Origin of the sequence: Stenotrophomonas sp. SMYL86, assembly GCF_036320025.1 — a bacterium.
GTDB lineage: Bacteria > Pseudomonadota > Gammaproteobacteria > Xanthomonadales > Xanthomonadaceae > Stenotrophomonas > Stenotrophomonas maltophilia_A.
Window position 1 is genome coordinate 374995 of the sequence record NZ_JAWIRU010000001.1, and the last position, 25077, is coordinate 400071.

At 62.4% G+C, this 25077-nt stretch carries 33 protein-coding genes and 1 pseudogene; 23 read left to right on the plus strand and 11 right to left on the minus strand.

Annotated features, from left to right (window positions below; genetic code table 11):
* Positions 1–446 precede the first annotated feature (446 nt).
* Complete coding sequence (locus V3B64_RS01645; protein ID WP_329913474.1) at positions 447–1400, minus strand: alpha/beta hydrolase; 954 nt, start codon at positions 1398–1400, stop codon at positions 447–449.
* Between the two features lie 169 nt (positions 1401–1569).
* On the opposite strand from V3B64_RS01645, the gene V3B64_RS01650 reads away from it, so the two are divergent.
* The 3 genes from V3B64_RS01650 to V3B64_RS01660 all read left to right on the plus strand — a co-directional run bounded on the left by V3B64_RS01650 (position 1570) and on the right by V3B64_RS01660 (position 3870).
* Positions 1570–2139 (plus strand): TetR family transcriptional regulator, encoded by a 570-nt coding sequence (locus V3B64_RS01650; RefSeq protein ID WP_329913565.1) that lies wholly within the window; start codon positions 1570–1572, stop codon positions 2137–2139.
* A gap of 61 nt (positions 2140–2200) precedes the next feature.
* A complete protein-coding gene (locus V3B64_RS01655) occupies positions 2201–2677 on the plus strand; it encodes a nuclear transport factor 2 family protein (protein WP_329913475.1) in 477 nt (158 codons plus the stop codon).
* Positions 2678–2949: 272 nt separating this feature from the next.
* Positions 2950–3870, plus strand: coding sequence for an MBL fold metallo-hydrolase (locus V3B64_RS01660; RefSeq protein WP_032127294.1), 921 nt, complete (start codon positions 2950–2952; stop codon positions 3868–3870).
* Positions 3871–3984: 114 nt separating this feature from the next.
* Here the strand turns inward: V3B64_RS01660 and V3B64_RS01665 are convergent, their stop codons facing one another.
* The 3 genes from V3B64_RS01665 to V3B64_RS01675 form a co-directional block, all read right to left on the minus strand.
* The gene (locus V3B64_RS01665; RefSeq protein ID WP_329913476.1) at positions 3985–4866 is read right to left on the minus strand and encodes an RNA polymerase sigma-70 factor; all 882 of its coding nucleotides are present in this window, start codon (positions 4864–4866) and stop codon (positions 3985–3987) included.
* Positions 4867–4941: 75 nt separating this feature from the next.
* Positions 4942–5346, minus strand: a complete 405-nt coding sequence (locus V3B64_RS01670) for a cupin domain-containing protein (protein ID WP_329913477.1) — start codon at positions 5344–5346, stop codon at positions 4942–4944.
* Between the two features lie 55 nt (positions 5347–5401).
* Positions 5402–5881 carry a carboxymuconolactone decarboxylase family protein gene (locus V3B64_RS01675; RefSeq protein ID WP_043033451.1) on the minus strand — a complete coding sequence of 160 codons (480 nt, stop codon included), beginning with the start codon at positions 5879–5881 and terminating at the stop codon, positions 5402–5404.
* An 89-nt stretch (positions 5882–5970) separates the two neighbouring features.
* Between V3B64_RS01675 and V3B64_RS01680 the strand changes: the two genes are divergently transcribed.
* The 5 genes from V3B64_RS01680 to V3B64_RS01700 all read left to right on the plus strand — a co-directional run bounded on the left by V3B64_RS01680 (position 5971) and on the right by V3B64_RS01700 (position 9601).
* On the plus strand, positions 5971–6279 hold the full coding sequence (locus V3B64_RS01680; protein WP_087922603.1) for a sigma factor-like helix-turn-helix DNA-binding protein: 309 nt from the start codon (positions 5971–5973) through the stop codon (positions 6277–6279).
* On the plus strand, positions 6276–7307 hold the full coding sequence (locus V3B64_RS01685) for a LysR family transcriptional regulator (RefSeq protein ID WP_329913478.1): 1032 nt from the start codon (positions 6276–6278) through the stop codon (positions 7305–7307). Before V3B64_RS01680 ends, V3B64_RS01685 begins: the two co-directional genes overlap by 4 nt.
* A gap of 128 nt (positions 7308–7435) precedes the next feature.
* On the plus strand, positions 7436–8203 hold the full coding sequence (locus tag V3B64_RS01690) for an SDR family oxidoreductase (RefSeq protein ID WP_329913479.1): 768 nt from the start codon (positions 7436–7438) through the stop codon (positions 8201–8203).
* 21 nt (positions 8204–8224) lie between these two features.
* Positions 8225–8740: an Ohr family peroxiredoxin gene (locus V3B64_RS01695; protein ID WP_329913480.1), complete on the plus strand. Its 516-nt coding sequence runs from the start codon at positions 8225–8227 to the stop codon at positions 8738–8740.
* Positions 8741–8749: 9 nt separating this feature from the next.
* The gene (locus V3B64_RS01700) at positions 8750–9601 is read left to right on the plus strand and encodes a hypothetical protein (protein ID WP_329913481.1); all 852 of its coding nucleotides are present in this window, start codon (positions 8750–8752) and stop codon (positions 9599–9601) included.
* A gap of 17 nt (positions 9602–9618) precedes the next feature.
* Here the strand turns inward: V3B64_RS01700 and V3B64_RS01705 are convergent, their stop codons facing one another.
* From V3B64_RS01705 to V3B64_RS01715, 3 genes are all read right to left on the minus strand, one after another.
* Entirely contained in the window at positions 9619–10089 is a 471-nt protein-coding gene (locus V3B64_RS01705; protein WP_329913482.1) for a hypothetical protein, read from the minus strand.
* Positions 10090–10446 (minus strand): hypothetical protein, encoded by a 357-nt coding sequence (locus tag V3B64_RS01710; protein WP_329913483.1) that lies wholly within the window; start codon positions 10444–10446, stop codon positions 10090–10092.
* 458 nt (positions 10447–10904) lie between these two features.
* Complete coding sequence (locus V3B64_RS01715) at positions 10905–11660, minus strand: tetratricopeptide repeat protein (RefSeq protein ID WP_329913484.1); 756 nt, start codon at positions 11658–11660, stop codon at positions 10905–10907.
* Between the two features lie 167 nt (positions 11661–11827).
* On the opposite strand from V3B64_RS01715, the gene V3B64_RS01720 reads away from it, so the two are divergent.
* From V3B64_RS01720 to V3B64_RS01730, 3 genes are all read left to right on the plus strand, one after another.
* On the plus strand, positions 11828–12538 hold the full coding sequence (locus tag V3B64_RS01720; RefSeq protein ID WP_329913485.1) for a hypothetical protein: 711 nt from the start codon (positions 11828–11830) through the stop codon (positions 12536–12538).
* Between the two features lie 559 nt (positions 12539–13097).
* A complete protein-coding gene (locus V3B64_RS01725) occupies positions 13098–13385 on the plus strand; it encodes a hypothetical protein (protein ID WP_329913486.1) in 288 nt (95 codons plus the stop codon).
* Positions 13382–14869, plus strand: a complete 1488-nt coding sequence (locus V3B64_RS01730) for a hypothetical protein (RefSeq protein ID WP_329913487.1) — start codon at positions 13382–13384, stop codon at positions 14867–14869. The genes V3B64_RS01725 and V3B64_RS01730 overlap by 4 nt, the downstream gene beginning before the upstream one ends.
* A gap of 481 nt (positions 14870–15350) precedes the next feature.
* Here the strand turns inward: V3B64_RS01730 and V3B64_RS01735 are convergent, their stop codons facing one another.
* Positions 15351–16337 carry a CBS domain-containing protein gene (locus V3B64_RS01735; RefSeq protein WP_329913488.1) on the minus strand — a complete coding sequence of 329 codons (987 nt, stop codon included), beginning with the start codon at positions 16335–16337 and terminating at the stop codon, positions 15351–15353.
* A gap of 201 nt (positions 16338–16538) precedes the next feature.
* Positions 16539–16901 carry a DUF3693 domain-containing protein gene (locus V3B64_RS01740; RefSeq protein WP_329913489.1) on the minus strand — a complete coding sequence of 121 codons (363 nt, stop codon included), beginning with the start codon at positions 16899–16901 and terminating at the stop codon, positions 16539–16541.
* A gap of 163 nt (positions 16902–17064) precedes the next feature.
* On the opposite strand from V3B64_RS01740, the gene V3B64_RS01745 reads away from it, so the two are divergent.
* The 11 genes and pseudogenes from V3B64_RS01745 to V3B64_RS01795 all read left to right on the plus strand — a co-directional run bounded on the left by V3B64_RS01745 (position 17065) and on the right by V3B64_RS01795 (position 23536).
* The gene (locus tag V3B64_RS01745) at positions 17065–17304 is read left to right on the plus strand and encodes a hypothetical protein (RefSeq protein WP_329913490.1); all 240 of its coding nucleotides are present in this window, start codon (positions 17065–17067) and stop codon (positions 17302–17304) included.
* Positions 17301–17471, plus strand: coding sequence for a hypothetical protein (locus V3B64_RS01750; protein WP_329913491.1), 171 nt, complete (start codon positions 17301–17303; stop codon positions 17469–17471). The genes V3B64_RS01745 and V3B64_RS01750 overlap by 4 nt, the downstream gene beginning before the upstream one ends.
* Positions 17468–17797 (plus strand): hypothetical protein, encoded by a 330-nt coding sequence (locus V3B64_RS01755; protein ID WP_329913492.1) that lies wholly within the window; start codon positions 17468–17470, stop codon positions 17795–17797. Before V3B64_RS01750 ends, V3B64_RS01755 begins: the two co-directional genes overlap by 4 nt.
* Positions 17787–18380, plus strand: a pseudogene (locus V3B64_RS01760) (hypothetical protein); the annotation flags it as partial. The gene V3B64_RS01755 and the pseudogene V3B64_RS01760, both read left to right, overlap by 11 nt.
* A gap of 230 nt (positions 18381–18610) precedes the next feature.
* The gene (locus tag V3B64_RS01765; protein ID WP_107432616.1) at positions 18611–18907 is read left to right on the plus strand and encodes a hypothetical protein; all 297 of its coding nucleotides are present in this window, start codon (positions 18611–18613) and stop codon (positions 18905–18907) included.
* Positions 18908–19147: 240 nt separating this feature from the next.
* Positions 19148–19390, plus strand: a complete 243-nt coding sequence (locus tag V3B64_RS01770; protein ID WP_329913493.1) for a hypothetical protein — start codon at positions 19148–19150, stop codon at positions 19388–19390.
* Between the two features lie 229 nt (positions 19391–19619).
* Positions 19620–20906: a virulence factor TspB C-terminal domain-related protein gene (locus tag V3B64_RS01775; RefSeq protein ID WP_329913494.1), complete on the plus strand. Its 1287-nt coding sequence runs from the start codon at positions 19620–19622 to the stop codon at positions 20904–20906.
* Between the two features lie 8 nt (positions 20907–20914).
* A complete protein-coding gene (locus V3B64_RS01780) occupies positions 20915–21226 on the plus strand; it encodes a DUF2523 family protein (RefSeq protein ID WP_329913495.1) in 312 nt (103 codons plus the stop codon).
* Complete coding sequence (locus V3B64_RS01785; protein WP_329913496.1) at positions 21223–22407, plus strand: zonular occludens toxin domain-containing protein; 1185 nt, start codon at positions 21223–21225, stop codon at positions 22405–22407. Before V3B64_RS01780 ends, V3B64_RS01785 begins: the two co-directional genes overlap by 4 nt.
* Positions 22404–23090 (plus strand): TraX family protein, encoded by a 687-nt coding sequence (locus V3B64_RS01790; protein WP_329913497.1) that lies wholly within the window; start codon positions 22404–22406, stop codon positions 23088–23090. Before V3B64_RS01785 ends, V3B64_RS01790 begins: the two co-directional genes overlap by 4 nt.
* Before the next feature lie 20 nt (positions 23091–23110).
* The gene (locus tag V3B64_RS01795; protein ID WP_329913498.1) at positions 23111–23536 is read left to right on the plus strand and encodes a hypothetical protein; all 426 of its coding nucleotides are present in this window, start codon (positions 23111–23113) and stop codon (positions 23534–23536) included.
* A 35-nt stretch (positions 23537–23571) separates the two neighbouring features.
* Here V3B64_RS01795 and V3B64_RS01800 read toward each other — a convergent pair whose 3' ends face one another.
* On the minus strand, positions 23572–23952 hold the full coding sequence (locus V3B64_RS01800) for a DUF3653 domain-containing protein (protein WP_329913499.1): 381 nt from the start codon (positions 23950–23952) through the stop codon (positions 23572–23574).
* Positions 23953–24157: 205 nt separating this feature from the next.
* Between V3B64_RS01800 and V3B64_RS01805 the strand changes: the two genes are divergently transcribed.
* Positions 24158–24481, plus strand: a complete 324-nt coding sequence (locus V3B64_RS01805; RefSeq protein ID WP_329913500.1) for a DUF3653 domain-containing protein — start codon at positions 24158–24160, stop codon at positions 24479–24481.
* A gap of 43 nt (positions 24482–24524) precedes the next feature.
* Here V3B64_RS01805 and V3B64_RS01810 read toward each other — a convergent pair whose 3' ends face one another.
* Positions 24525–25010 (minus strand): hypothetical protein, encoded by a 486-nt coding sequence (locus tag V3B64_RS01810; protein ID WP_329913501.1) that lies wholly within the window; start codon positions 25008–25010, stop codon positions 24525–24527.
* Between the last annotated feature and the right edge of the window lie 67 nt (positions 25011–25077).

Genomic DNA, 25077 nt, shown 5'->3' on the forward strand with positions numbered 1-25077 from the left:
CGATGCAGGAGGCAATCATCAAATAAAGGAGAGCCGCAAGCTTTGCTGAAGACCTGCAAGATACCGTGCACATCCCCACCTCCATGTCACAGCTGATTGTTGGCCCGCCCGGAATCCACTCGCATCTTCAACAATTACGTTACAGCGAAATTGAAGGTATGGACTTTCCCTGGACTTAACCGTTACCACCTTCACGAACGCGTGTTTTCAGATTACCCGCTCGCTCCGTGTAAAGCCGAGTTATCTTGCGAACGAGAGGTAGAGGATTACTGCCAGGTGCCGAGGTTCTGGCATGGCCATTTCCACGCCCTTGCAGCCGGGCCCGGATGAAATTCTGCACCGCCCGAATCCGCACCGGGGCGACTCTGACCGGGAACGGACACGCGGCGGGGCAGAAACACTCTGATGTGAGACGGGCTCCGGCGCGATGCCGGAGCCCCGGTTACTCACTTCTCCTGCAGGAAGTTCAGCAGATCCTGGTTGACCTTGTCCTTGTGGGTGTCGGTCAGGCCATGCGGCGCGCCCGGGTAAACAATCAGCCTGGCGCCCTTGATCAGCTTCGCCGACTGGCGGCCGGAGATGTCGATCGGCACGATCTGATCGTCATCACCGTGGATCACCAGCGTCGGCACGTCGAACTTCTTCAGGTCGGCGCGGAAGTCGGTGGCCGAGAACGCGGCGATCGAATCGTAGGTGTTCTTGTGACCACCCTGCATGCCCCGCGCCCACCAGGCATCGATCAGGCCCTGCGACACCTTCGCGCCCGGGCGATTGAAGCCGTAGAACGGGCCCGACGGGATGTCCTTGTACAGCTGTGCGCGGTTGTCCATCTGCGCCTTGCGGATGCCATCGAACACTTCCATCGGCAGGCCATTGGGGTTGTCGGCGGTCTTCAGCATGAGCGGCGGCACCGAGCTGATCAGCACCGCCTTCCTCACCCGGCCGGTGCCATGGCGGCCGATGTAGCGCGCCACTTCGCCGCCACCGGTGGAGAAGCCCACCAGGGTGACATCGTGCAGGTCGAGCGTGTTGATCACCGTGGCCAGGTCATCGGCGTAGTGATCCATGTCGTTGCCATCCCACGGCTGGCTGGAACGGCCGTGGCCACGACGGTCATGCGCGATGACGCGGTAGCCGTGGTTGGCCAGGAAGATCATCTGCGATTCCCAGCTGTCTGAGTTCAGCGGCCAGCCGTGGCTGAAGGTAACGACCGGGCCGTCCTTCGGGCCCCAGTCCTTGTAGTAGAGCTGCACGCCATCGGCGGTGGTGATGTAGCTGGCGGTGCGCGCAATGCTGGTGACTGCTGCCGGCTTGGCCGGTTCGGCGGCCTGCGCGGACAGGCCGGCCTGGACCGAGAGGGCGAGGGCGGCAACGGCCAGGGAACGGGCAAAGGTGTTCATGCGGGGCGTCTCATGGGTGGGTGGTGAGACGTACTTTGCGGCCGAAATCGGGCGTCTGGATGATGACATGTACGAATTTCTTGATAGATCGTCCTGAGCGGATGCACGCAGCCGGGAGGTCGCGATGCCGCCCGTTGACAGGGTAGAACGATCGTTCTACCTTGGCGCCGTGAGCACAATCACCACCGACACCCAGCAGAAGATCCTGGCCACGGCCGAGGCGCTGATCTACCAGAACGGGATCCACGCCACCGGCATGGACCTGCTGGTGAAGACCTCCGGCGTTGCCCGGAAGAGCATCTACCGGCACTTTGAAAACAAGGACCAGGTGGCCGCTGCGGCATTGAATGCGCGTGACGTGCGCTGGCTCACCTGGTTCCAGCAGGAGTGCAACAAGGCCGACACCCCGGAAGCACGCATCCTGAGCATGTTCACCGTGCTCAAGGGCTGGTTCCAGTCCGAGGGCTATCGCGGCTGTGCCTTCATCAACACCGCAGGCGAGGTTGGCAATCCCGACGATCCGATTCGCCACATCGCCAAACATCACAAGCAGAAGCTGCTGGATTACACGCTGGAACTCACCACGCAACTGGATATCAAGCAGCCGGAAGCACTGGCGCGGCAGCTGCTGGTTCTCATGGAAGGCGCCATCACCGTTTCACGCGTAATGGGCGACTACGACGCCGCAGACACTGCAAGGGATGTTGCAGCGGTGTTGTTGGAGCAGTCCAGGCGCTGACGCCTGAGTGATCGAAACCCGTCGAAGCACCCCGCTCATCCACTTGATTGGAGGCCCCACCGTGTCCACTGAAGCACCCCGTCCGCCACTTCCCCCCTTCACCCGTGAATCGGCCATCGAGAAAGTGCGCCTTGCCGAGGATGGCTGGAACTCCCGCGATGCCGACAAAGTCGCGCTGGCCTATTCACTGGACACCGAGTGGCGCAACCGCGCCGAGTTCACCCATGACCGCGAGGAAGCGCGGCAGTTCCTGGCCCGCAAGTGGAACAAGGAGCTTGAGTACCGGCTGATCAAGGAGCTATGGGCCTTCACCGACAATCGTATTGCCGTGCGCTACGCCTATGAGTGGCATGACGACTCCGGCAACTGGTTCCGTTCCTATGGAAACGAGAACTGGGAATTCGGTGCGGATGGCCTGATGCAACGCCGGTTCTCGAGCATCAACGACATGCCGATCAAGGAAAGCGACCGCAGGTTCCACTGGCCGCTGGGGCGTCGCCCGGATGATCACCCGGGGCTGTCTGATCTGGGTATGTGATTCGCATTGCTTCCCGGAATGCAACATCACGTCCCCCTCCACGGGCCTACCGCGGCAACGGTGTGCTGCCTAGGCTGATCGCACACGGCATATGCCGTGTTCCGGGCCCACCGCTTGCGCAGTGGCCCGTCTTCCCATGAACCCTGCAGCGCTGGCCTGCCAGGCATCCGTGCCCTGGCAACGCCACGCCCTGCGCCGTGGGAAAGCGCCCGGAATCGTTCGCGCCAGCCTTGCATCGCTGCCCGCCCAATGCCCCTTCGTGGAGATCCCTCATGTTCAGTCTGGAAAACACCGCCGCGCCCATTGCCCCCGCCCTCGATGAACTGGTGCCCTCGCGCTACGCCCTCAAGGTGGGCGACGTCGAAGTGCTGGTGATCAGCGATGGCGTCCTGCCGTTGCCCACCCAGATGCTCGGCCACAACGTTCCGGCCGCCGACCGTGCCGAATGGTTCGAAGAGATGTACCTGCCGCAGGATGCCTTCGACTGGGCATTGAACGTGATGGTGGTGCACAGCGGTGATCGCACCATCCTCATCGATGCCGGCCTGGGCATGGACCCGGACCTGCAGCTGCCACGCGCCGGCCAGTTGATCCGCCGCCTCGGTGCCGCCGGCATCAACCTGGGCGAAATCACCGACGTGGTGATCACCCACATGCACATGGACCACGTCGGCGGGCTGCTGGTTGAAGGCGTGAAGGAACAGCTGCGCCCGGACCTGAAGATCCACGTGGCCGCGGCGGAGGTGGAGTTCTGGAAGTCGCCGGACTTCAGCCGCACCAACATGCCGCAGGGGTTCCCCGATGCGCTGCGCGCCACGGCCAAGCACTTCTGGGCCGAGTACAGCGGCTACGTGCACACCTTCCAGGACGAACAGCAGATCGCGCCGGGCGTGACGGCCCGCCGCACCGGTGGGCATACCCCGGGCCACTGCGTGGTGCGCGTGGCGTCTGCCGGGCAGGCCCTGACCTTCGCCGGTGACGCGGTGTTCGCGGTCGGCTTCGACCAGCCGAACTGGCACAACGGCTTCGAGCACGACCCGGAGGAATCCGCGCGCGTACGCATCGCCCTGCTGAAGGAACTGGCAGGCACCGGCGAAATGCTGGTGGCCACGCATCTTCCGTTCCCGTCAGTGGGCCGGGTGTCGCTGGAGGGCGAGACCTTCCGCTGGGTGCCGGTGTTCTGGGACTTCTGATCGGGTCCTGCGGCCGTTGCGCAGGCAGGCGTTCACGATCGGGGCGCATCGGCGCCCCGGTCGAATCCCGCAAGAACGAGGTCGCAATGGATGCGATCCACGCGGGGCGCGGATCTACTGGATGGAGGTGGGCAGTGCCAGCCGCTGCAGCTTGTGCGGGTTGCGCTGCACCAGGATCTGCGTGATCCGTTCGCCATCGGTCTCGAAGGCCATCGCCGCTTCCAGCTCGCCATCGAAATAGCGCAGCAGTCCCAGCCGTCCGTTGAGCATGGCCGGCACCATCCGCAATTGCGCGCTGCGCCGCAGGTGCGGGGCATACAGCAGCTGGGCAATGCGAGCGCCCCCGACCATCGGTTTGGGGAAGCTGGTGACGATGCCGCCGCCGTCACCCACCAGCTCGGCCGACTCGGCCATCAGTGCCTTCATCGTTCGGAAATCGCCACTGGATGCGGCCTCGGCGAAACGGCGCAGCAATCTCTGGTGTACGTCCTGCGGGACGTTGTAGCGCGGGCGCTCTTGCCTGAGCTGCTGGCGCGCACGATGCACGATCTGCCGGCAGGCGGCTTCTGTCTTGTCCAGGGTGCGCGCGACCACCGCGTAGTCCTGATCGAACACGTCGTGCAGCAGGAAGGCCGCACGCGCATCCGGGGCCAACCGCTCCAGCACGCTGAGGAAGGCGACCGACAGATCGCTGGCGGTTTCCAGCACATATTCAGGGGTGCTGGTGTCATCGGTCAGCAGCGGCTCGGGCAACCACATGCCGACATAGTGTTCGCGCGTATGCCGTGCCAGGCGCAGGCCATCAATGGCGCGACGGGTGGTGGTGGCCACCAGCCAGGCTTCGGGATTCTCGATCTGTGACAGGTCGGCGCCATGCCAGCGCAGCCAGACATCCTGCACCACGTCCTCGGCTTCGTGCGAAGACCCGAGCATACGGTAGGCCACGCCGAACAGGCGTGGGCGGAGGCGGGAGAACAGCGCAGTGGAATCGTCCATGCCAGCGTAGACGGGACAGGTCCCCGGATTGTGACACCCGGGGACCTGTCGTTGGTGCCAGCGCCCGACGTGTGATCAGTGCGGCGGCAGAACCGCCGGCTTGCCTATGTCCTTGATCAGGAACACCACGAACTTCGCCGGCTCGGTAGCGCTGGCGTTACGACCCACGGTGTGCAGATCGGCTGGGCCTTCATGGAAGGCCTCGCCCGGGCCGAGGGTGACTTCCTTGCCGCCGGCCACGCCCATCACGATCCGTCCTTCCAGGACGTAGACGAAGCCATGGGCATCGTGGCGGTGCACCGGATCGGCGCCACCCGGCGGGTATTCCACGGTAAGGATCAGCGCTTCCTTGCCGGGCTGCTCCGGCAGGGCGCGGGTCATGACCTCGCGCACCAGGGGCTCGGGCGCAGCAGGGGGCGGGGTGGCGGCAGCGCTGCACAGTGGCAGCAACGCAAGCATGGCCAGAACAGAACGACGCATGGCAGGTCTCCAGTGCGGTAGGGGAGGGCCGCTGCATCGGGCAGCGGCGGAACGATCAGGCCAGGCCGGCCTTGTCCAGGCCAAAGGCCGTATCCAAGGTGCCGGGCGTAGTACGGAAGGCGACGTTGGCGCGGTTCCAGGCGTTGATCGCCATCACCGCGTGGGTCAGGTCGACGATCTCCTGCTCGGACAGCTGGCCGCGCACACGCGCGTACAGCTCGTCGGGCACACCCTGCGCCGGCAGCTGGGTCAGCACCTCGGTCCAGGCCAGGCAGGCACGCTCGCGCGGGCTGAACAGCGTCGATTCACGCCATGCCGCCAGGTGATGCAGGCGCAGTGGGCGCTCGCCGCGCAGGGTGGCCTCTTTCACGTGCATGTCCAGGCAGAAGCCGCAGCCGTTGAGCTGCGACGCACGGATGTTGACCAGGTCGATGATGGCCGCTTCGATCGAGGCGGTATGGGCGGCATGCGAGTACAGGCCGAGCTTCTTGAATAGCTCCGGCGATTGCGCGGCGTAATCCAGACGTGCGGTCATGGTGTATTCCTGTAGCGAGTGAAGGACACAGCGAGGCTAGGCCTGCGCCCGCACTGCCGGTAGGCCGGGGCCGGGCTGCACGCTGTTGCATGAAAAACACCAATGGCCTGTCACAGCGGCCGATGCTCGGCCGTCTGCCGGGCATGGACACCTCAACGCACCTGCGCACCGCATTCCGCCCTGCCAGCGAACAGGTCTGGCAGACCTTCCTGGCCGCACTGCGTGAATTGCCGCCCGATGCACGTGCGGTGCTGTTGCTGCACGACGTGCTGGGCGCCGGGTTCGAGGACATCGTGCCCCTGCTGGGGCTCGACCTTTCCGCGTGCAGACAGCGCCTGGCGCTGGCGCGGAACCACCTGCACGCACACCGTGCCCGCCTGGAGCCAGGCCGCCCATGAACACCGCACAGCCCAGCCCGGCCAGCGACGGCCACGATGCGCTCAATGCATCCTTCTCCACCAGCTACGCCGGCGTGCTGGCCTTCATTGCAGTGGCGGCCGAGGGCAGTTTCGCCCGCGCGGCCGACCGCCTCGGCATCGGCCGTTCGGCCGTCAGCCGCAGCGTGCAGAAGCTGGAAAGCCAGCTGGGCGTGCGGTTGTTCCTGCGCACCACGCGCTCGACCACGCTGACCCGCGAAGGCGAGCTGTTCCTGGAGGGCTGCAACCCGGGCGTGAACTGCATCCTGCAGGCGCTGGAGGAAATGCGCGACCTGCGCGAGGGCCCGCCGCGCGGGCACCTGCGCATCAGTGCCAGCCACGGCTTCGGCCGGCGGGTGATCGCCCCACTGCTGGCCGCCTTCCGCGCCGAGTATCCGCAGGTCTCGGTAGAACTGCTGTTGGACGAGCAGGCCCCCGACCTGGCGGGTGACCGCATCGACGTAGCGTTTCGCGACGGCCTGCTGGAAGACAGCCAGGTGATCGCCAAGCAGCTGGTGCCGATGCAGCTGGTCGTGTGTGCATCTCCGGCGTACGTACAGGCGCATGGTCTACCGTCGTCGGTGGATGCGCTGTCCACGCATGCCTGCATCGGGCGGCGCCTGCCGGGTGGGCGCATGCAGCCCTGGGAATTCCGGGTCGACGGCATCGATGTGCACCTGCAGCCGCCGGCCGCACTGGTGTTCAACGATGCCGATCTGGCCCTGCAGGCCGTCATCGACGGGTTGGGCATCGCCCAGCTGCCCAGCTATCAGGTGCGTGAAGCGTTGTGGGCGGGCAGGGTGGTGACCTGCCTGGATCGGCATGCGCCGCTCGATCGCGGCCACTACCTGTGCTACCTCAGCCGCCGCCAGCTTCCCAAGCGCGTGCGGGCCTTCATCGACTTCAGCACGCAGCGGGTGCGCGCGCTCGAACTGGATGTGATCTCGCACTGGGAGGCGCGCCAACAGGCCACGCCCATGAAACCAGGCGCACAGCCCGCCTGGGCCTGAAGCATTGGTGCGTGCCGGGCAACAGTGCGCGCCCCAGCGCGGACCTACTGCCCCGCACCCACGCTGTCTACGCTTCCAGCATGCCCGGCCACAGCCGGTCGCCCCTTCTACATTCCAGGAGACACGTCATGAAATTCCTCGTCATCGGTGGTACCGGCCGCATCGGCAGCAAGGTGGTGGAGTGCCTGCGCACCGCCGGGCATGACATCGTGGTGGCAGCGCCCTCCACCGGCGTGGATGTGCTGACCGGCGAAGGCCTGGACGCCGCCATGGAAGGCGTCGACGTGGTGGTGGACCTCGCCAACTCGCCCTCGTTCGAAGACGCGGCAGTGCTTTCGTTCTTCGAGACCGCTGGCCACAACGTCCTGACCGCCGCCGCCCGTGCCGGCGTACGCCACCACGTTGCGCTTTCCGTCGTAGGCACCGACAAGCTTGCGGCCAGCGGCTACTTCCGCGGCAAGATCGCGCAGGAGCGCCTGATCCGCGATTCGGGCCTGCCACACACCATCATCCATTCCACGCAGTTCTTCGAGTTCCTGCCGGGCATCATCCAGTCCGCCGGCAATGGGGCGACCGTGCGGTTGCCCGCCGCCGACGTACAGCCGATTGCCGCCGAGGATGTTGCCGAGGCGGTGGCACGCATCGCGCAGCAGCCACCCCGCAATGACGTTGTGGAAATTGCGGGCCCCCAGCGCGCCGCGATGGCGGATCTGGCCAGGCAGTATCTGCAGCGGACCGGCGACCCGCGGCAGGTCGTGGCAGACGCCGAGGCCCTGTACTTCGGTGCGCCGCTGCAGATCGATACGCTGGTGCCGGTGGGGCAGGCGTGGCTGGGGCAGGTCGGCTTCGAAGCCTGGCTGCAGCAGTCCGGCCTGTTGCAGCGGCAGCCCGCCTGAGCGGCCATCGATCACTTGCCAATGACCGAGCTGAAGCCACCTTCGCCCGCCATGCTGGACCGCTACCAGGGCGTCGACGTGCAGCCGCTGTACACCGGCCGCGTGCGGGTGAGCGGTGGCCAGGCCCAGCACGGGCGCGCGTCCGGCGTGGTGCGATCGGACGACGGTGCACTGGCGGTGGACCTGCGCCTGCCGCCAGAACTCGGTGGGCCTGGCGGCGGATCGAATCCCGAGCAGCTATTGGCCGCAAGCTACGCCGGTTGCTTCCACGGTGCCATGGTACTGGTGGCCGCGCGTGCCGGCCTGCTGCTGCACAACCCCAGCGTCGAAGTGGCGGTCACCTTCGCCCGTGATCCGGCAGATGGGCTGTACCTGCTGTCGGCCGAGATCGTGGTCCATCTTCCCGGCATGGATGCGAACCTGGCCTGCGAACTGGTGCGCAACACCGAACGCGTCTGCCCGTACGCCAAGATGTTCCATCGTGGCATCAGCCATGCGGTACATGTGCGGGTCGGCCCGCAGGCTCCGCCACTGTAGAGTCGAGCCATGCTGGACTACGGGAAGATCCTGGCCCTGACGATTACATGGCAAGGCCGTATGCCGCCCCCAACCAAGCTCGGCTACGATGGTGGCGCCGGCATCTGCGCCGGCGGGGCAGGGGATGCAATGGATATGCAGGCAGAGGGTGGATTCGATTCGCCGGACCAGACGAAGCGACAGGAACTGACCTTCCACTGGCTCTACCAGCGGGTGCAGGGGCTGGTTGAACACAGCATCTACCCGAAGGCCGGCAGGCTGGAAAGGTGGTCGTTCCGCGTAGCCGTGATGGCCGCTGCCATCGGCATTCTCGGCAGTCAGCTGCCCGAGCGATGGATTCCACTCACGACCACGCTGTTGTTGGTCAGGCTATGCCTGGCGGTGGAGATCGGTGGCTTCGTTATAGGGGGCCTGCTTGCGGCTGGCCGCGGAATCCGCCAGTTCAGCCAGCCGCGACTGTCGCATGCTCAGGAAATGGATGGCGAGTTTGCCCAGTGGCAAGCTGTGATTGCTGACCTTCGAGGATTTCCCAGGGTCGAGCGTGAGCGTCGACTGAAGTACGTAAGCCACCTGCGCGCAAGCATGATCGAACGCATGGGCCTGATGTACGGCGGGTTGCAGCGCCTTGGACCATTTCCGCTGCTGATTGCCCTCTACCTGCAGTTCCGTGGATGGAAATGGGGAGATTGGACCAGCGCCTTTGATGTCGGCATGCTTGGTGCTTTCCTTATCTACGCGCTGGTGCTGCTCTACCTTGCGGGCTGGTTGTTGATCGGGCTGCGCACCCGCCTGGACACTTACGTGGCCTTGCTGGAAGGCTCCATCCACGAACCCGAGCCGCCGCAGCCCGCGCCTCTGTAGCGTCGAGCCATGCCCGACTACGGCACACCACATCGCGCCCCATCAGGCACATCGCCAGCGAGAACCTGCAGCATCCGGTCCATCAGAACAGGCTCCGGCACACCAGCCAGCACCTGTTCCAGATAATCCAATGGCTCCAACTGCCATTGGAGGATTGCCCGCAGCTGCAGAACGGTGGGCGCCCGCTGCTCCGCGTCCAGTGAGACCTGCAACAGCAGATGTTTCGAGCGTCTCTCCAGCCACAGCACTGGCATGCCTCGGCAATGAACCTGGAACTCGGCATCTCGATGCCGCTCGACAAACTGGAAGCCCTGTCGCGGCCGAGACGCCACGAACTGCATTGCTTGGCGGCGCAGTTGTGAGAATCGATCGTCGTTGATGCGTTGGAACCCAACAGGCGAGGGCACCGGTGGCGCCGGCCACTGCGCCTGTACCGCAATCACCGCCACAAGACAGAGCGCGGTGGCCGCCCAGCGATGCCGCGCCACTCAACCGTCCGGGCGTACCCGTGTGCTGGCGTGCGCCACGAGCCCCAACCCGGCCATGATCAGCCCTTCCATGACGCGCGGGCCGACGTATTGCTCCAACTCGCCGTTCTCGCGGGCACGCTGTGCGGCCAACAGGATTTCCAGCACCACACGAAGGCCGGCCAAGGAGCAATCGGTGTCTGCCAGAGCAATGCGCCGCCCAGGCATCTGATGGCGCTCAGGCCAAGGCTGGCCATCGGAGGCAGCGCCGGAGCCGATGCTGTGCAGCAGGGCGATGAGCGTGTTCGGGTCCAGCGCGAGTCCGTTGGCAGGCGCATCGTGGACCGGGTGCGGGGCAGGGGAGTGGTGCTGGGTCATGGCTGGGCTCCTTGCGTGCATGCAGAAGCCGCCACCGATAAAGGTGGCGGACGGTGCGAGGTTCGAAACCCGGTCTACGCTAAAACCGGCAGGCACAAGGCCTCCGCGCACCGCCCGCCATAGCCGGCCGACGGATTGCCAGCCGGCACCACCTGATGGGTGATGCCGGCTGGCAAGCGTTTACTTCAGCGTAGAACCGGGGTTTCGAATCCCGACCACCGATGCACGGTGGCACGGCAAGGAATACGCGGACCTATGCGTGATGCCAATGCAGTAAGGCCGATGCCGACACCACTTTCAACATTTTCAGAATCGTTGCATACGGCGCAATGAGGCTGGAGCGTTGCGCTGTAAGGCTGTCGGCGATGTCGGCGGTCCAAGCCTGACGAGTGTCGGCATCCGCCCGGCGGAGCCATGAGCGAGGCGGATGCGACAGGATTGCCAAAGGCTGTCAGACGTCAGTAGCCCTTCAACGCGGCCTTGGTCCGCTCCAGCCATGCGGCATTGTGGCTGCGCGCATGGCGCGACCAATGCTGGGCATCGTCGATGATGCTGGCGAACAGGCTGCGAGCCTGCTCACGGTCAGCAGGCTGCGGTTGTGCCATCAGCCACTCAGCGTACAGGCAGCGGGCGGCCGCATCATTTCCACATTCCACGGCGCGCTCAAACGCGGCGCGGGTGCCAGGTGCCTGTGCAGCAGCCAGCGCCTGCGCATGGAGCAGGGTCTGTTCCGGCTTGCGACGCACATCCGGATGGCGGCCGAACAGGCCGTCCAGCGTCTCAACTGCAAGCACGGCGTGCCCGGACTCGAGGCGAGCACGCGCCAAGCCGGTAAGGATGTAGGGGTCGTCACCCAGTGGCGAGCTGGCCGCCTGCTCAAGCAGAGTTCTGGCTTCCTCCGCCTGGCCGGCATCCAGCAGCGTCATGCCAAGACGAACCCGGTTCTGCACGGTGGGCGTTCGCGACAGCTCAGCGCGTGCGTTGCGCAGGTCCTGACCCGGGTCCATGAGCTGCTTGGCGGAGCGGATTGCCTGCCGCGCTCCGCGCGAGTTGCGGGCTTCCGGGAAGTAGATCGCAAGGAAGTAGACGACGCTGCCGAGCAGCGGGAACGAGAAGAGCAGGATGAGCCAATAGAGGCTCTGACCCGAGCGGATGGCGTGCACCGCGAAGTAGATGGCCGCCAGTACGTGGAGTCCGATTCCGATGTAGGGCATGTGCGCGCCTCGTCCTTGTAAGGGGTGGCACTATAGTAGGCGTGGGGTGGGGCGCCAATGGGGTGGGCGCGACCCGGCGTGACGCGTCACGTTAATTGAGTTGGGTTCTGCGAGGTAGAGCGCTGCATGTCACTATGTGGCGGGGCTGCATCGATGGAAGGGGATACATGGAGCGTACGAAAAAGACACTGACGATGGCCGATGTTGCTGGATGGGGTTCGGCGCTCGTCACGTTCGGATTGATTCAAGGCGCCTTCTATCTGAAGGCGTATTGGGGCCACTTCGGCCTGGATCCCTTTCAGTTTGTTGCGGTGAGTGAGCTTGCGCTGGCAGGGCTCGCTGGGATCGGCATGGTGTTATTTCTCATGCTGCTGGCCTCGCTGTTTGGCGGCTGGGTAGAGATGAAGGTCACGAGCGGCAGCTCCAAAAGCAAGCTGTTTGCATGGCTGGTTCCAGTGCTTTTCTTCACTGCCCTAGGGCTGCTGCTTTGGTGGTCGAACACGTCTCCTCTTCTGATAGGGGTTCTTCTGACGGTCATTTGTGCGTTGATCGTGCATCTTTCGCCGGTGGTGCCCACCGCAGTGAAAGATTCCCCTTGGCTGATCTACGCCTTGGTGATGCTGGTCTACGTCTCGATAGCTTCAAGCATGCTTGGCTCCCAGCGTGCTGAGAAGATTTCCTCTGGCGGCGGCAACCACGTGACGGCTGTGACTGTTGAGGGAAAGGTGCAGGGCGACCTAAGCCTGATTGGTCGTCTTGGTGATAGCTATGCACTGTGGGACCCGTCGCGGAAGGCTACAGTGCTTGTGCCTGTTGGCGATGCTGGGAGGTTGGAGATTCTGCGAAAGGGTGTGATTCCTGTTTCGGCTGCCCAATAGGGCTGGATCTCGGCGAGCGCCAAACTGAGAGTGGCAGTGCACTTCAGTACGGGGAGTGGTGATAAGGGCTGTTTATCGAGGGTAGGGCGGATGCCCGCTTCTGGCCGGAAGCGGACATCGGCGGGGCAGGGGATTAGGAAGATTTATCGGGGGTAGGGCATGGCAGCTTCCGACCCGCAACAGCCATTCGAGATGAGACACGCTCGAAGGGCTTCGCTTATGTTGCCCCGCTTGCACATTTGCGATGCACCTCAACGGATCATGGTTAGCTCATAGGTGCCAAATTAGAATTGGGCGGGACGAAGCATGCATCGGCCATTGAAAGCGCTATGGCGTCTTTCCGACTAGTATTTGATTTACGACCCCCATCAGGGGGCACCCTTCGACCCAGGGGAACGCATTGGCTCTTCGACACAGCTACGTCTACCACGTCCTGAAATTCCTTAGGAACGGACAGGCCCGAACGGCTCGCGACCTGCTCCGACTGCTCGAGGTGGAGCGCGAGAACATGCGGTCGAAGGAAGGGAAGAACTTAGTAGGCCCAGAGAGACTTGAGCAAATGGAAGAAGTGCTCGCCGGCCTCGCGGAAATCGGCGTGCTGTCAATTGGGAGCGACGGTCGCATCTTGCCTGACAACGATTTGCCCTCGCCAAGCTTTGACGGTGGTGGTGATGAAGGTGGTACACCTGGAGGACCCACCGGACCCCAGTCCGGTGACGGCGGCGGGGCGGGATTGTCCGAGATCCTTGGGCACGGCGTACTGTTCTGCCTATCCGATGACGCGCAGGATGCCTTGCTTGACGCTGCATTCAGAGCCGGACTTCCGGAAGAAGGAGCTCACGGATGATCAGTGTCTCAGCGCTACCGCTGTTGGCCTACAAGGTCGGACCGAACCTCTTTGACCTGTCGAGCAATTTGCATCACGTCAGCATACGCGATCAGATCCATCGCGCCGTGGCGCTTGCGGAAGCACTTGTGGCGGGCAACCAATTCCAGCCCGGCCAACAGGCGCTGATCGTCGGTGCCGGGGTTGCTGGCGTCGTGGCGGGCATGGTGCTTGCGCGCCACCGTGTGGAGGTCCAAATCGTCGATGCTTCGGTAGATGCGCCTTTCCGGTTGCAGCGCGGTGTTGCCACGCGATGCGTGGGTCCGTACATGTACGAATGGCCACTGGCGGTACATGGCTGCCAAGAAATGCCTCCGCCAGTGAATGAGGCGCTGTTTCCTTGGGCTGCTGGCAAACCGACGGCGTTGCCATTCAGCACCAGCTTGCCGGCCAATCCAGATGTTCTTGTCAAGGATTGGGAGCCGATCCTCAAGCAGGCCATCGCCAATTCGGGCGGCCGACTTAGGCTACAGGTAGGGATCAACAGCCTCGCAACCAATCGAGACGTCAAGCGTTGGCTCCAAACCGAACGGTGTATCGCGGAAAAGCGACATCCACGCAAGCAAACGCGTGCGGTCACCATTTATGGCGGCACTCCTTGGGGTGGAAGCCATAAGCCATACACCCCGCTAATACCACGTTTCGTGCTACTGGCTGCGGGCATGGGAGCGGAGAACAACATCGTCACTGACAGCAGCGGTAACGTCTTGCTGCAGGGGAACGCCTTCTGGGCGAATGACGACATTCGAAAACCTAATTGTGGCCTGTCCTCACCACCGCGAGTGGTAGTGATCGGCGGTGGCGATGGTGGCCTGCAAGATGCGCTTCGAGCGGCGACGATTGACGACCATCCTCTCGCCACTTGGGATCGGCTCTTGGCCAAGGACACGAACAAGGTATTGCCCGAGGCGCTGGCTGATATCCAAGCCATGGAGGCACAGCATGGGCTCAACGCTATCTGGACGGCGACGGATCCTTTCCGTAACCAGGAGCTACCCATCCTCGACGCCGCCTATCAAAAACTGGCCACATCGCTCGCGGGAGATCAGTACGTCAAGCTGGCTGTGCTTTCCAGCTTGCGCGAGGACGTGAGCAGCGTGCACCTGTGCATCAAGGATGCGTGCTTTTCCAAGGCTTATGCGCTCAACCGCTTCCTGGTGCACCTGCTAGAGCAATGCACGAAGAAGGCAGTCGGTGCGGGCGTATCCCCTTTTCTGGAGGTAACCAGAAACGTGACGCTCACTTCCGCGCAGAATAACAGTGGCATGCAGACTCTGACTTTTTCGAATGGTATGACGTTGCATCCCGAGATCGTGATCGTGCGATTCGGGCCGGATCGTAGCGCTCTTCCGGCACAATGGCTCGGGCTTACCACCAGGGACACGGTAAATCGGCAAGAGCTAGCCGCCGTGCCCCTGCCTCTGTACCTGCCACCAAGTTGTTGAAAGACCGCTTTGGGCCGAAAGGGGGCATCGACGGGGCAGGGTATTAGGGAGAACTAGCCGGGGTAGGGCGCGACCGTCTTCGGCACAAAACAAACATCAGATATTGCTAGCGCCAGTCAGGCGGATCCGGCTACGTGTTAGCTTACTAGCGGAGCCCGGTCGCCAGAAGATCGAACTGCATCAGGGACGTACCGCACCATATAGATCTTGGGCGTTGCGTTGCGTTGCGTTGCGGCAAGGCAAGCAATTGGCTGAAATCCATCGATCAGCCACCCGCGGCCACTAGCAGGGCATGCACCTGACCATCCCCGTCAAGACAAAGACCGCGGGAATCTTCCGCACCGCTGCTGCGGCCGCAGACGCGGACACGCCGGCAAACACAGTGCCCGAGACCATGCAAGTGAGCAGGGTAGGGTTGCCTTACTTGGAGTAGCCGCGCCCCGCTTGGGTAGTGGGAATAGCAGTTGCCTGCCGCTGGGATTCAACGGCAGATCTCGCGCACGCGCTTTAGAAACTGCGCGAACTCAACGAGGAAGGCCTTGTCGTCCGGATCTAAGCCATCTGGGTCGAAGTGCATGACATCATTTCGGATGCCTCTAACCCGGTCGAGTTGTCTGACGAACTCTCGTCGATCCATTTTGACCTCCAACTTATTCCAGTTGGACTCTTCTTGAAGAAGACGAACGTACTCGCCAAATGTGAGGTCACTCGGACGTTCAATTACTCTCGTCGTGTCACCATCCGCGCGAGCTCCTTGAAGATCCCCCGCACTGAATCGACCATGAAGAAGGTGCCGGATTCCGTTTTCGATCTCGCCAACAAGCAGGAATGGCTCCGACATCAGACGGAACTGTGAGCTGAAGTCACTCGCAGTAACCAACCCTGCGATCGTCTTATCAACTCTTTGCACAAGCACGTAATCATGCTTTGCGATGACGTCCACAGCTTCAAGTAGCGAAACGTTCTCCGAAACAATCTGAGCGGTCTCCATGAACTCCTGGCATTCCTGGCAGCTCTTATCCATTGCCAGCCGAGCGCCGATTGTCTTCCAACTAACGGTCCCTTTAACGTCGCGCGCGCCAACCATCACGGGCAGCTGCGAGAAATCATACGTAAGCATAAGGGTAACTGCTTTGGCGAGGCTATCATTCGGTGCAACGGAGATAACAGGTTTGTTGGCTGCTTCCAAGCGTCCAAGGCGAAACGTCGGGTCAAGCTGAGTCTCTCCTGCGGCGACGCTAGGTTTTAGGCCAAAGGTGACGGTTCCATCTAGCCACGTAGACTCGAAGCTCGGACTGGTGACGAGACCATTTGCCTCCAGGGCAGAGTTGATCTGTTTAACTACCCAAGTGCCGCGACGCTCAGCCCCGAGCCAGGAAAGGATGGTCCGAACGGTGTCTGACGGGGCAGTCACGCCTTTGTTGAGCTCTACAGCAATTGCAGCGAGTCGTTCGTTCAAACTTGACATTATTGAGCTTCCTTTCTAACTGTGTATCGCTGGTATTCCTCGGCGTCGGTTACTCTGGCGGGAGCACTGAATGCGTCCTGGGCCATTATCGGCCTGCGGCCCTACAGATAACACTTTTACGTGGCGCTGGATAACAGATTTACCTGTTTCGTCAGGAATCACTGCCAGGCGAAGCCCAAGGGCCGGATCAGACTAGCCACATCATTTCGCATAATGTATATCGTGCAAGGCGTTACCTGGCTGCGTCATTGCCTGGACGTCATGGGGCAGGGCGAACCCAACTGCCAGCATCAGCGCCATTGCGGTCGCCGCCAGTCTCTTCCAGAAGTGTCGCTCCGGCGAAGTTTGGGCCTCTGACTTCATGATCTGGATTGCCGCTTTCTCCGGCTGCGGATGCCCTTGAATCTTCAAGCATTCCGCGACAACCCATACCTGGGGAACACGCTTCCCGGTGCGGTAATGAGAAATGGCGCCGTCAGAAATTCCGAGCTTCGGCGCGAGCTTCGCAAAGCTCTCAACGCCTGCTGCTTGCCGCGTCTTCTCGAAAAACTCTACCCAGTCCATGACCGTCTCCACCCGTTGACTACGGGCGAAGACTACAGGTGTTGACGGCTACGGGTGTAGCCGGTTATGGTGCGCCCCATCGACTACGCCTGTAGCCGATACCCCCGGTCGGCACCCCAAGGCCGCCCGGGGGCCCCTTGGGGCTTGGGGAGGGGTAGGGCACATGGACGCACTTGTTCTCGCCGTGCTGCTGGGGTGTATCGCAGCCGTGTCGTTGGGGTTAGCCAAATTCGTGACGTGGTGTGTTGATCGGCGTGCGTTCTCCGCTGGTCGCACTGCACGCGAAAGCCAATTCATTGCCCAGTCGGTCGCTGACCTGCGTCGCCTGGAAATCGAAGCTACGAAGCGCGGCAACTTGCTCGCCGCAGCCGAGCTCGCAGAAGAACAGGAGCGTGCCGCATGAGCAGGTATCCGTCATTCGCTGAGTTGGCTGAGTTCGATATGGGCCTTGCCGCAGTGACCGCCTTTGTGGCCCTGGTAGTCGGGCTGGCGATCACTTCCATAGTCATTGAGCAGGCGTGGCTCGCACTTCGCCGCTTGTTCAAGGATCGCAAAGGGGGCGTGCGATGACCGCTAACGTTGCTCCGCATCCTCTCGATCTTGAGTTCTGCACCCTGGGCTATCAGCACAGCGACCAGTGCGCGGCGCGAGTCGCTCGCGCAGACCATGCGATGGAGCTTGTTCACCAGGCACTGGAAACGGTGTTTGCACTCAAGCGTGATCGCGTTGCTCGTTTTGAACAGATGGATTTATTTGCGCCGGCATCCGATGACGAGCTGATTGCTTTCTGGTGGGGCGTGCATCGCGCGTGTGGTGTTGAGTTCCGCCGCCTGCTCAACATCTTCTGGACCAGGTGCCCACATAAATCGTCGCATGGACGGGGCAATGAGCCATGACGAGCCATTACCCCAACAGTCCGTGCTACCTGTGCGGGGGCAGCCTACAGACCCTCCGAGCATCGGATGCGACGCTGAACTGCTGCACCAGCTGCGGCACGTTGATTACCAAGCGCAGGGATACGCCGAGCTACTCCAGCGCGTTCCCTGGCAACAATTTTGGACGCTCACGTTCAAGCTCAGTAAGACCAGTCGAACAGGCGGCATGCACGAGGAAGCGGCTGATAAAGCGTTCCGCTACTTCGTCAGCTGCCTCAACCGCAGCATCTACGGTCCCAAGTGGGCATCGCGCTGGCACGGCGGCATTCAGTGGGCACGCGGGCAGGAGTTCCACCGCGATGGCCGCCTCCATTTCCACGCCGTTGCAGCTGCACCTACCGATGACCTCAACCGTCTCGCCAGCCGTTACGAGTGGCACGAATGGTGGTACCGGGAGTTCGGTCGTAATCGGATCGAAGCGCCGCGCAGCCAGGCAGACATTACCGGCTACGTAAGCAAGTACGTCACGAAAGGTGGTGTGGTCGATTTCTCGCGGAACTTCGGGGCATGGAACCCGCCGCCCATCGACTACACCCACCGCCCAGAGCAAGACGCCTTGATCGCAGGCGACAGCAACACGCGATCCGACCGGCCAGGGCGACACCTGGTCACCGGGCGGACTGATGCAAGCATCGCGCAACGGGGCAACAAGCGGTCCACCACGTCTCCCTGCGGGGGGGGTAGGGGGGGACTTAGCTTGACCCCACAGTACCGCCCGAAATTTGCCGAAGCCGAAACGACGAAATCACACACAGACCCGAACGAGGAAACGAAATGAAAGCTCCCAAGATCACGATCAATAGCGCTGTCGAGACCCGCACTGTCACCACCAGCAAGGGCATGCAGAAGCCGATCTACAGCCAGCGTGCAACGCTCGAGACCGAGGCCATGCGCATCCAGATCGAAGTTGAAGTCGACGGCCTGGACAAGGGTTACCCGGTCGGCGCGGTGAAGGAATGGGACGTTGTCACTGACTTGGTGCCGGGTCGCTTCGGTACCGAGCTGGCTCGCCGCATGACGTTGGTTGAGCCCGAGGGCGTCAAGCCGCAGCCCGCTAACAAGGCGGCCTGATCATGTCCGGCCCGGCACCCCTCTACGTGGTCGGTTGCGCTGCTGAGAACGTGCAGCAGGACGGCACGTGTTCGGTGCCGGTCTGGATGCCATACCACCAGCCAATTCTGCCTCCCCTGGATTTGGCCGATGGAACCCTCGTTGCAGGAGCGATTGTTATGTCTTGGGCGATTGGGTTGAAGGCGCGCCTCGTATTCCGCGCTGCGCGCATAGGGGTCTACTGATGATGAGGAAACCGCAATGAAGCATATGAACACCCTGCGCCGTTTTGGCGCTTCCACCTTCACCAAGATCAGCGCAGGTGCCGGTGCGCTGGTTGCATCGGGTGCAGCCCTGGCATCGGGCAGCAGCTCGCCCGGCGCAGCCATCGCTGGCGAGATTTCCAAGGGCGGCCCGGACATGGCACTCGTGATCGGTGCCATCGCCCTGCTGCTGGGCATCCTGGTGGTGTGGGCCTTCACCAAGCGCGCCGCCAAGGGTTGATCGGGGCGCAAGTTCACTCACGGGGGTGCGCGGAAACGCTCGCCCCCTTTTTGTTAGGGAGAAGTGTCATGGGGTACTTCGTAATTGTTGCCTTCTGCGGCGCATGCTGGATCGCGTTCGAGGGCGTGTGATGGTCCGTGCATGCCTACTTTTGCTCGCCCTGGTGACCGGCGTTGCAGGTCTTGTTGTTCCAACCGTTGCGCAGGCGCGAGGCCCCATCAAGTGCGGCATGACTGAGCCATATTGCAACATGGAACAGGCACGTGCTGAGTGCGAGGCATATGATCCGTTGCCGTGGGATAACTGGGTTCAGATCATTGAGCGGCGATGCGTTCTTGAGAAGCGTAACGCTAGCGGCACCGTTGGTCGGTTCCACGGGGAGTACATTGCCAAGCGACACAATGGCAGCACTACGCCGTGGACAGGTGCTGCGGTCAGCACTGACTACTATCAGGATTGCAGCGCTCAGCCTGGGAAGGTAACGCCATTCTTCCCGCCGTCTGGCTCCACCCGTTGCATGGGCGGTTGCGAGGTCACCTATCGCGATAATGGCGACGACACCACGACCTATTCGCGCACGGGAAAAATTTGCGACAAGAAGCCCGATTGCGCAGCCCAGGGCAGAAACATGGTGTGGAATGGTGCCCTTGGCGTATGTCAGCCTGTTGAGCCTGAGTGTCCCCAGGGGAAGGTGAAGGTCGGCAATGCCTGCGCGGAAGAGAAGCCTTGCCCGGACGGCATGGCCCTCGTTGCCGGCTCATGCAAGAAGGAAGACAACGAGTGTCCATCTGGCATGATTCGCAGCCCGCTCGGCAGCTGCATCCCTGGCGATGGTCAGTGCGCCCAGGGCGAGGTGCGCGGCGCCGATGGGACCTGCAAGAAGGATAAGAACAACGACGGCCAGCCGGACGCCGACGATCCGGAGAGCTTCTCCGGTGGCGACACATGCGAATCGCCTCCGTCATGTAGTGGGTCGCCAATCATGTGTGGTCAGGCACGGATTCAGTGGCGGATCGACTGCAACACCCGGCGCAACAACAACATCAGCGGCGGCCATTGCTCGCAAGCGGGGATGCCTACCTGTACTGGCGAGAAGTGCAATGCGATGGAGTACACCCAGCTGCTGATGCAATGGCGTTCTGCCTGCGCGGTGGAGAAGCTCGCCTCAAAGCAGGACACGCCTGGGCAGGGCGGCACGAACGGAGACGCCAACGGCAATGGTGTGGCCGATGTACTGGAGGGCAGGGGAGACGTGACGCCGATTGGTGACGGCGCAGCCGACGTTGCCAGCGCCAAGAAGTGGGGCATCGGGCTTTCAACGAGCAACCTCGACACGAGCAATATGTTCGGTGGTGGCGGCACATGCCCTGAGCCTCCGGCGATCACGATTATGGGCAAAACCGTAAGCGCTTCCGAGTTCCCCTATTTCTGTCGAATCGCAGCGATCTTCCGCGCCTTGATCTTGATCTTCGGTGCATACACGGCAATTCAAATCCTTATGGGACGGGTCTTCTGATGGGCATGGTGTCTGACTGGATCATAGATGCGACAACGTCGCTCGTTGGCAAGCTTAAGGATGCCGCTGCGGGCATGCTTGGCAAGATGCTCGCAGCATTCGGCCTGACCACTGTCACGTTCAATGCGCTGCTGCCGAAGCTTAAGGAGTTCGTGATGCAGTTCATTGGTGGGCTGGACGGCCCTGCAATGCAGATGCTCTCTTACCTGGGTGTCGGTATTTCCTTCTCAATGATCCTTTCGGCGCTGACGGTCCGCATGGCTTGGAAGGTCTTCATCGTACCCAAGGCTGTCGCTGACCAGCTGGGAGCGGGCTCATGATCTACTGGTATACCGGCCAGCCAGGGCATGGCAAGACACTCCATGCCATCGAGCGCCTGCTTGAGTTCAAAGACCAGGGCCGCATCGTGTACGCGTGCAACATTCGCGAGTTTGACTATGCGAAGACTGGCGTTCTAGAAATGACGCCGGAGCAGTTCCGCGACTGGCCGAGCTTCCTGCCTGATGGCGCGGTCGCCCTGGTCGATGAGGCGTATGAGCATGGCATGCTCCCGAAGCGGCCAGCCGGTGCGAAGGTGCCGCATCATGTGGAGCAACTTGCCAAGCATCGGCATAAAGGCTTGGACTTCATCTTCGTAAGCCAATCCCCCGACAAGCAGTGCGATCAGTTCGTACATGATCTGATTGAGCGCCACGTACATGTGCGTCGCCGCTTCGGAACGAAGTTCGTTCATCTGCGCGAGTTCGACAAGTTCGAGGCACGGGCTGAGAAGGCCACGCCTTTGACGATCAAGCGCAAGACGCTGCCGAAGCGTCCGATGGGCATGTATAAGTCCACCGAACTCGATACCACCGAGCGCAAAATCCCTTGGTACTACATCGCGCTTCCGATCTTGATTGTGGCTGCGGTGGTGATGCTGTACGTCGCGTTCGGGCGGATGGACAAGCGCATGGGCGGCGGCGACCTTCCCGCACCAGGTGGTGCCAGTGGCGTCAGCGCTCCGCGCGACGGAGCGTTAGCGACGGCGGGCGGAGCGGTGGCGGCAAAGTCGGCACAACCGCTCAAGGAGTACGTCGACAAGTTCCTACCGCGTGTCCCGTCGCAACCCTGGAGCGCGCCCGTTTATGACGACGCGCTGAGCGTTCCCAGCGAGCCGCCTCGCGTGTTCTGTATGTCGTCGCTCGGTGGCGAGAATGGTCTCGGTGGGCACGACGAACCCAGCTGCAATTGCGTGACGGAGCAGGGTAGTCGTTACGACCTGGACGAACCGACCTGCCGCTATGTTGCACGGCGCGGCCAATACGAGCCCTATCTACCTCGGCGCGAGAACAGGCTTGTGGATGCCAATACGCAGATGAATCGCGCTCTCGATCAGATTGAGCAGCGCGGGCAGGGCGTTGCTGTCGAGCGTCAGCCCCGTGCCATGGGCACTTTTCCCGAGTCGCCTCAGCAACAGTCGGCCACCTACCTGACCAGTCCACCCGGGGAGAATCGGCTATGACCAGTGGCGGTCGTGAATTGCTCAAATGGCTCGCCCTGGTGCTGATGACCGGCGATCACATCATGACTGTCTTCGGCATTGGTCACGTGCCAGGCGTCTCCCAGCTCGGTCGTGTTGCGTTCCCCGTGTTCGCCCTGGTCATGGCTTACAACCTTGCTCAGTCTGGCGCTGATGCGGGGAAGTCAGCGCGTCGCCTAGTTTTTTGGGGCCTGGTTGCCACTCCCGCGGCTGTGCTGGCATTCGGCCAGGCACTGCCACTCAACGTACTGCTCACGTTCGCTGCCGCGGCTGCCTGCATTTGGGCTTTGGAACGCCGCCAGTGGGCGCTTGTTGCGCTCCTGTGCATCGTTGCTCCGGTTGTCCTGGACTACGCTTGGCCCGGCGTATGGCTCGTTTTGGCGGCCTGGGCGTGGTTCAAGAATCATGGAAGACGCATGCACTTCCTGCTGGGCTCTTGGGACTGGCGCCGGCAGCGGCTCTACCTGGTGCTGCCGATCTGGGTATGGGCATGCATGGGCCTGCTGTGCCTCTACAACGGCAACGCTTGGGCGTTGCTGGCCTTGCCTGTGATGACCCTGGGAGAACTCTCCGCACGCATCCCGCGAGCTGGCAGGGCCTTCTACGTGTACTACGTGGGCCACCTGGCGCTTTTGGTTGTGCTTGCGGCTATAGTCGGCGGGTGACTATTTGACAGGGGTAGGGTATGGATATCCGCGCTGGCCTTCTTTTCGCGCTGCTGGCATTCACTCTGCCCGCCGCAGCGCAGCTGCAGTCGGCTACCGGTCCCAAACCGAAGCCTCTCCCTGCTGCCCCGAAGCCTGCTTACAACTCGATGTCAAAGACCACCACGCCGCTCAATTGTCACGAATTGGCCTGGCCGAACCACCCACATCCGGGCGTAAAGACGTACTGCGAGCACCTTGAAGCCCGCGTACTTTCAGATGAGGCGCGCCGCGCCGGTCGTCCTGGTCCTTCCGATAGCGTCGTCGGGCTTCCTTCGCTCGGGTCTGACGCTTCCAAGCGCTCCGGACTCGCCTGCATTGGCGGCCAGGCCTTCCGAAAGCTCCCCAACGGATGGGAGCAGGTTTCTTCTCCCGCAGGCGGCTGGCAGCGCTGCCGCGAGCAGTGACAGGGGTGTAGGGGCTGCGCCCCTACGGAAACGCCTCACACGCGCTCGCGACGTTTCGGCCCCGATACCGGCAGGATTGCTGCTGGCGGCTCGGCGTCAGGGCCAGCCATCATCACCGCAGAACGCTCTTTGCGTCTGCTCACCACATCCCGGAGATTGACGACAGTGGCAGGATGATGGCGAATGCCGGCGTCGCGACTGCGCACATTCCTGGAACTGTCGATCGACGGTGCCGAGCGGGCAGCTTCCATCATCCGGCGCCATTCCTGCGCCTGGCAGGCAGTGAGCGACAGCCAGGCCAGATCCTCAGGCAGCAGTTCACGGCCCTCGGGCGTAATCAGACGGTCGCCCAGGAAAGAAAAACCGGCCCAAGGGCCGGTCAAGTCAATACGGTGGTGCGGGTCGAACTCAATCATGCCGCGATCTCATCCTTGGCCGGGGTCCCAGGACGCAGGCAAGAGCCGAGCCAGAGGCCCAGCCATTGCCACGCGGAAGAGACGAAGGCTCGGATTCGGCCGATCCATGATTTCGCATAATGTATATTATGTTCAAGGCAATCCGGGGATGGCTGGCACGTCTCTTGCCGCTGCCCCGGCATCTACTCTGGCATGGAGCCTGATCGTGCGTGATCGCAACCTGACCGGCCCTTGGGCCGGTTTTTCGTTTAAGGGCGGCCGACTGGTCACACCCGAAGGCCGCGAGTTGGAACCGCAGGACCTTGCGTGGCTGTCCCTGCTGGCCGCACAGGCGCAGGAATGGCGTCGAATGATGGAGATCGCCCGAGGCGGTCAGAAACGGCCATTCGGGCGTGCGGGCATCGTTGACCTGGCCGAGGTTGCTCAACGTCGCGCAAAGAGGTCTACCACGGTGATGGCTGGCCCTGACGCCGATCCTGTTGCGGGCGCTCTCTCTATACCGGGGCCGAGACCAAGCCAGCGCGTGTGAGGCGCTTCCGTAGGGGCGCTGCCCCTACACCCCGGGTACGCGCTCACTCCCTTTCGAGATCCCTTCTGAGCAACCAATCCAGCACCAGCCACATGGGCCTGCTGACAGGAACACCAGTTGCGACTCTATTAAGAAGAGCCATCGCTAGCGTATAGACAACTTGATCAGTTTCGGCAATCACAACCGCCTCGTTTGGCCGATTGTAATGTTTGATCGCTCGTTTCCCCTCGTAAACGAAGTTGTAGACATCAGTGGCATCGATTCCGGGAATCTTGGCCGTCAGCCTATTGGCAAGCTTTGTGATCGCACGATCCGACGACTCCCCCCGGTGCTGAAGGACTGCTCCGAAGATTTCTTCAGCAGCGGCTGCCAGGTGCCAGACCGCAACCGCGTGGCCACCGCGCTGAAAAAGCTCGCACGCGGAGTTGAGCAGTGCCTCCGCAATGTCCTCCTTAGTCCAGGCTGACGTTGAAGAGTCTTGAACCGGGACGTCAAAACCCATTAGAGAGAGATTGTCGGGAAGCCTCACCAAGTACCCTCAACGCCCGGCGCAGTAATGACGGATATCGGAGTGAAGAGCGTACATCGAAACGTAC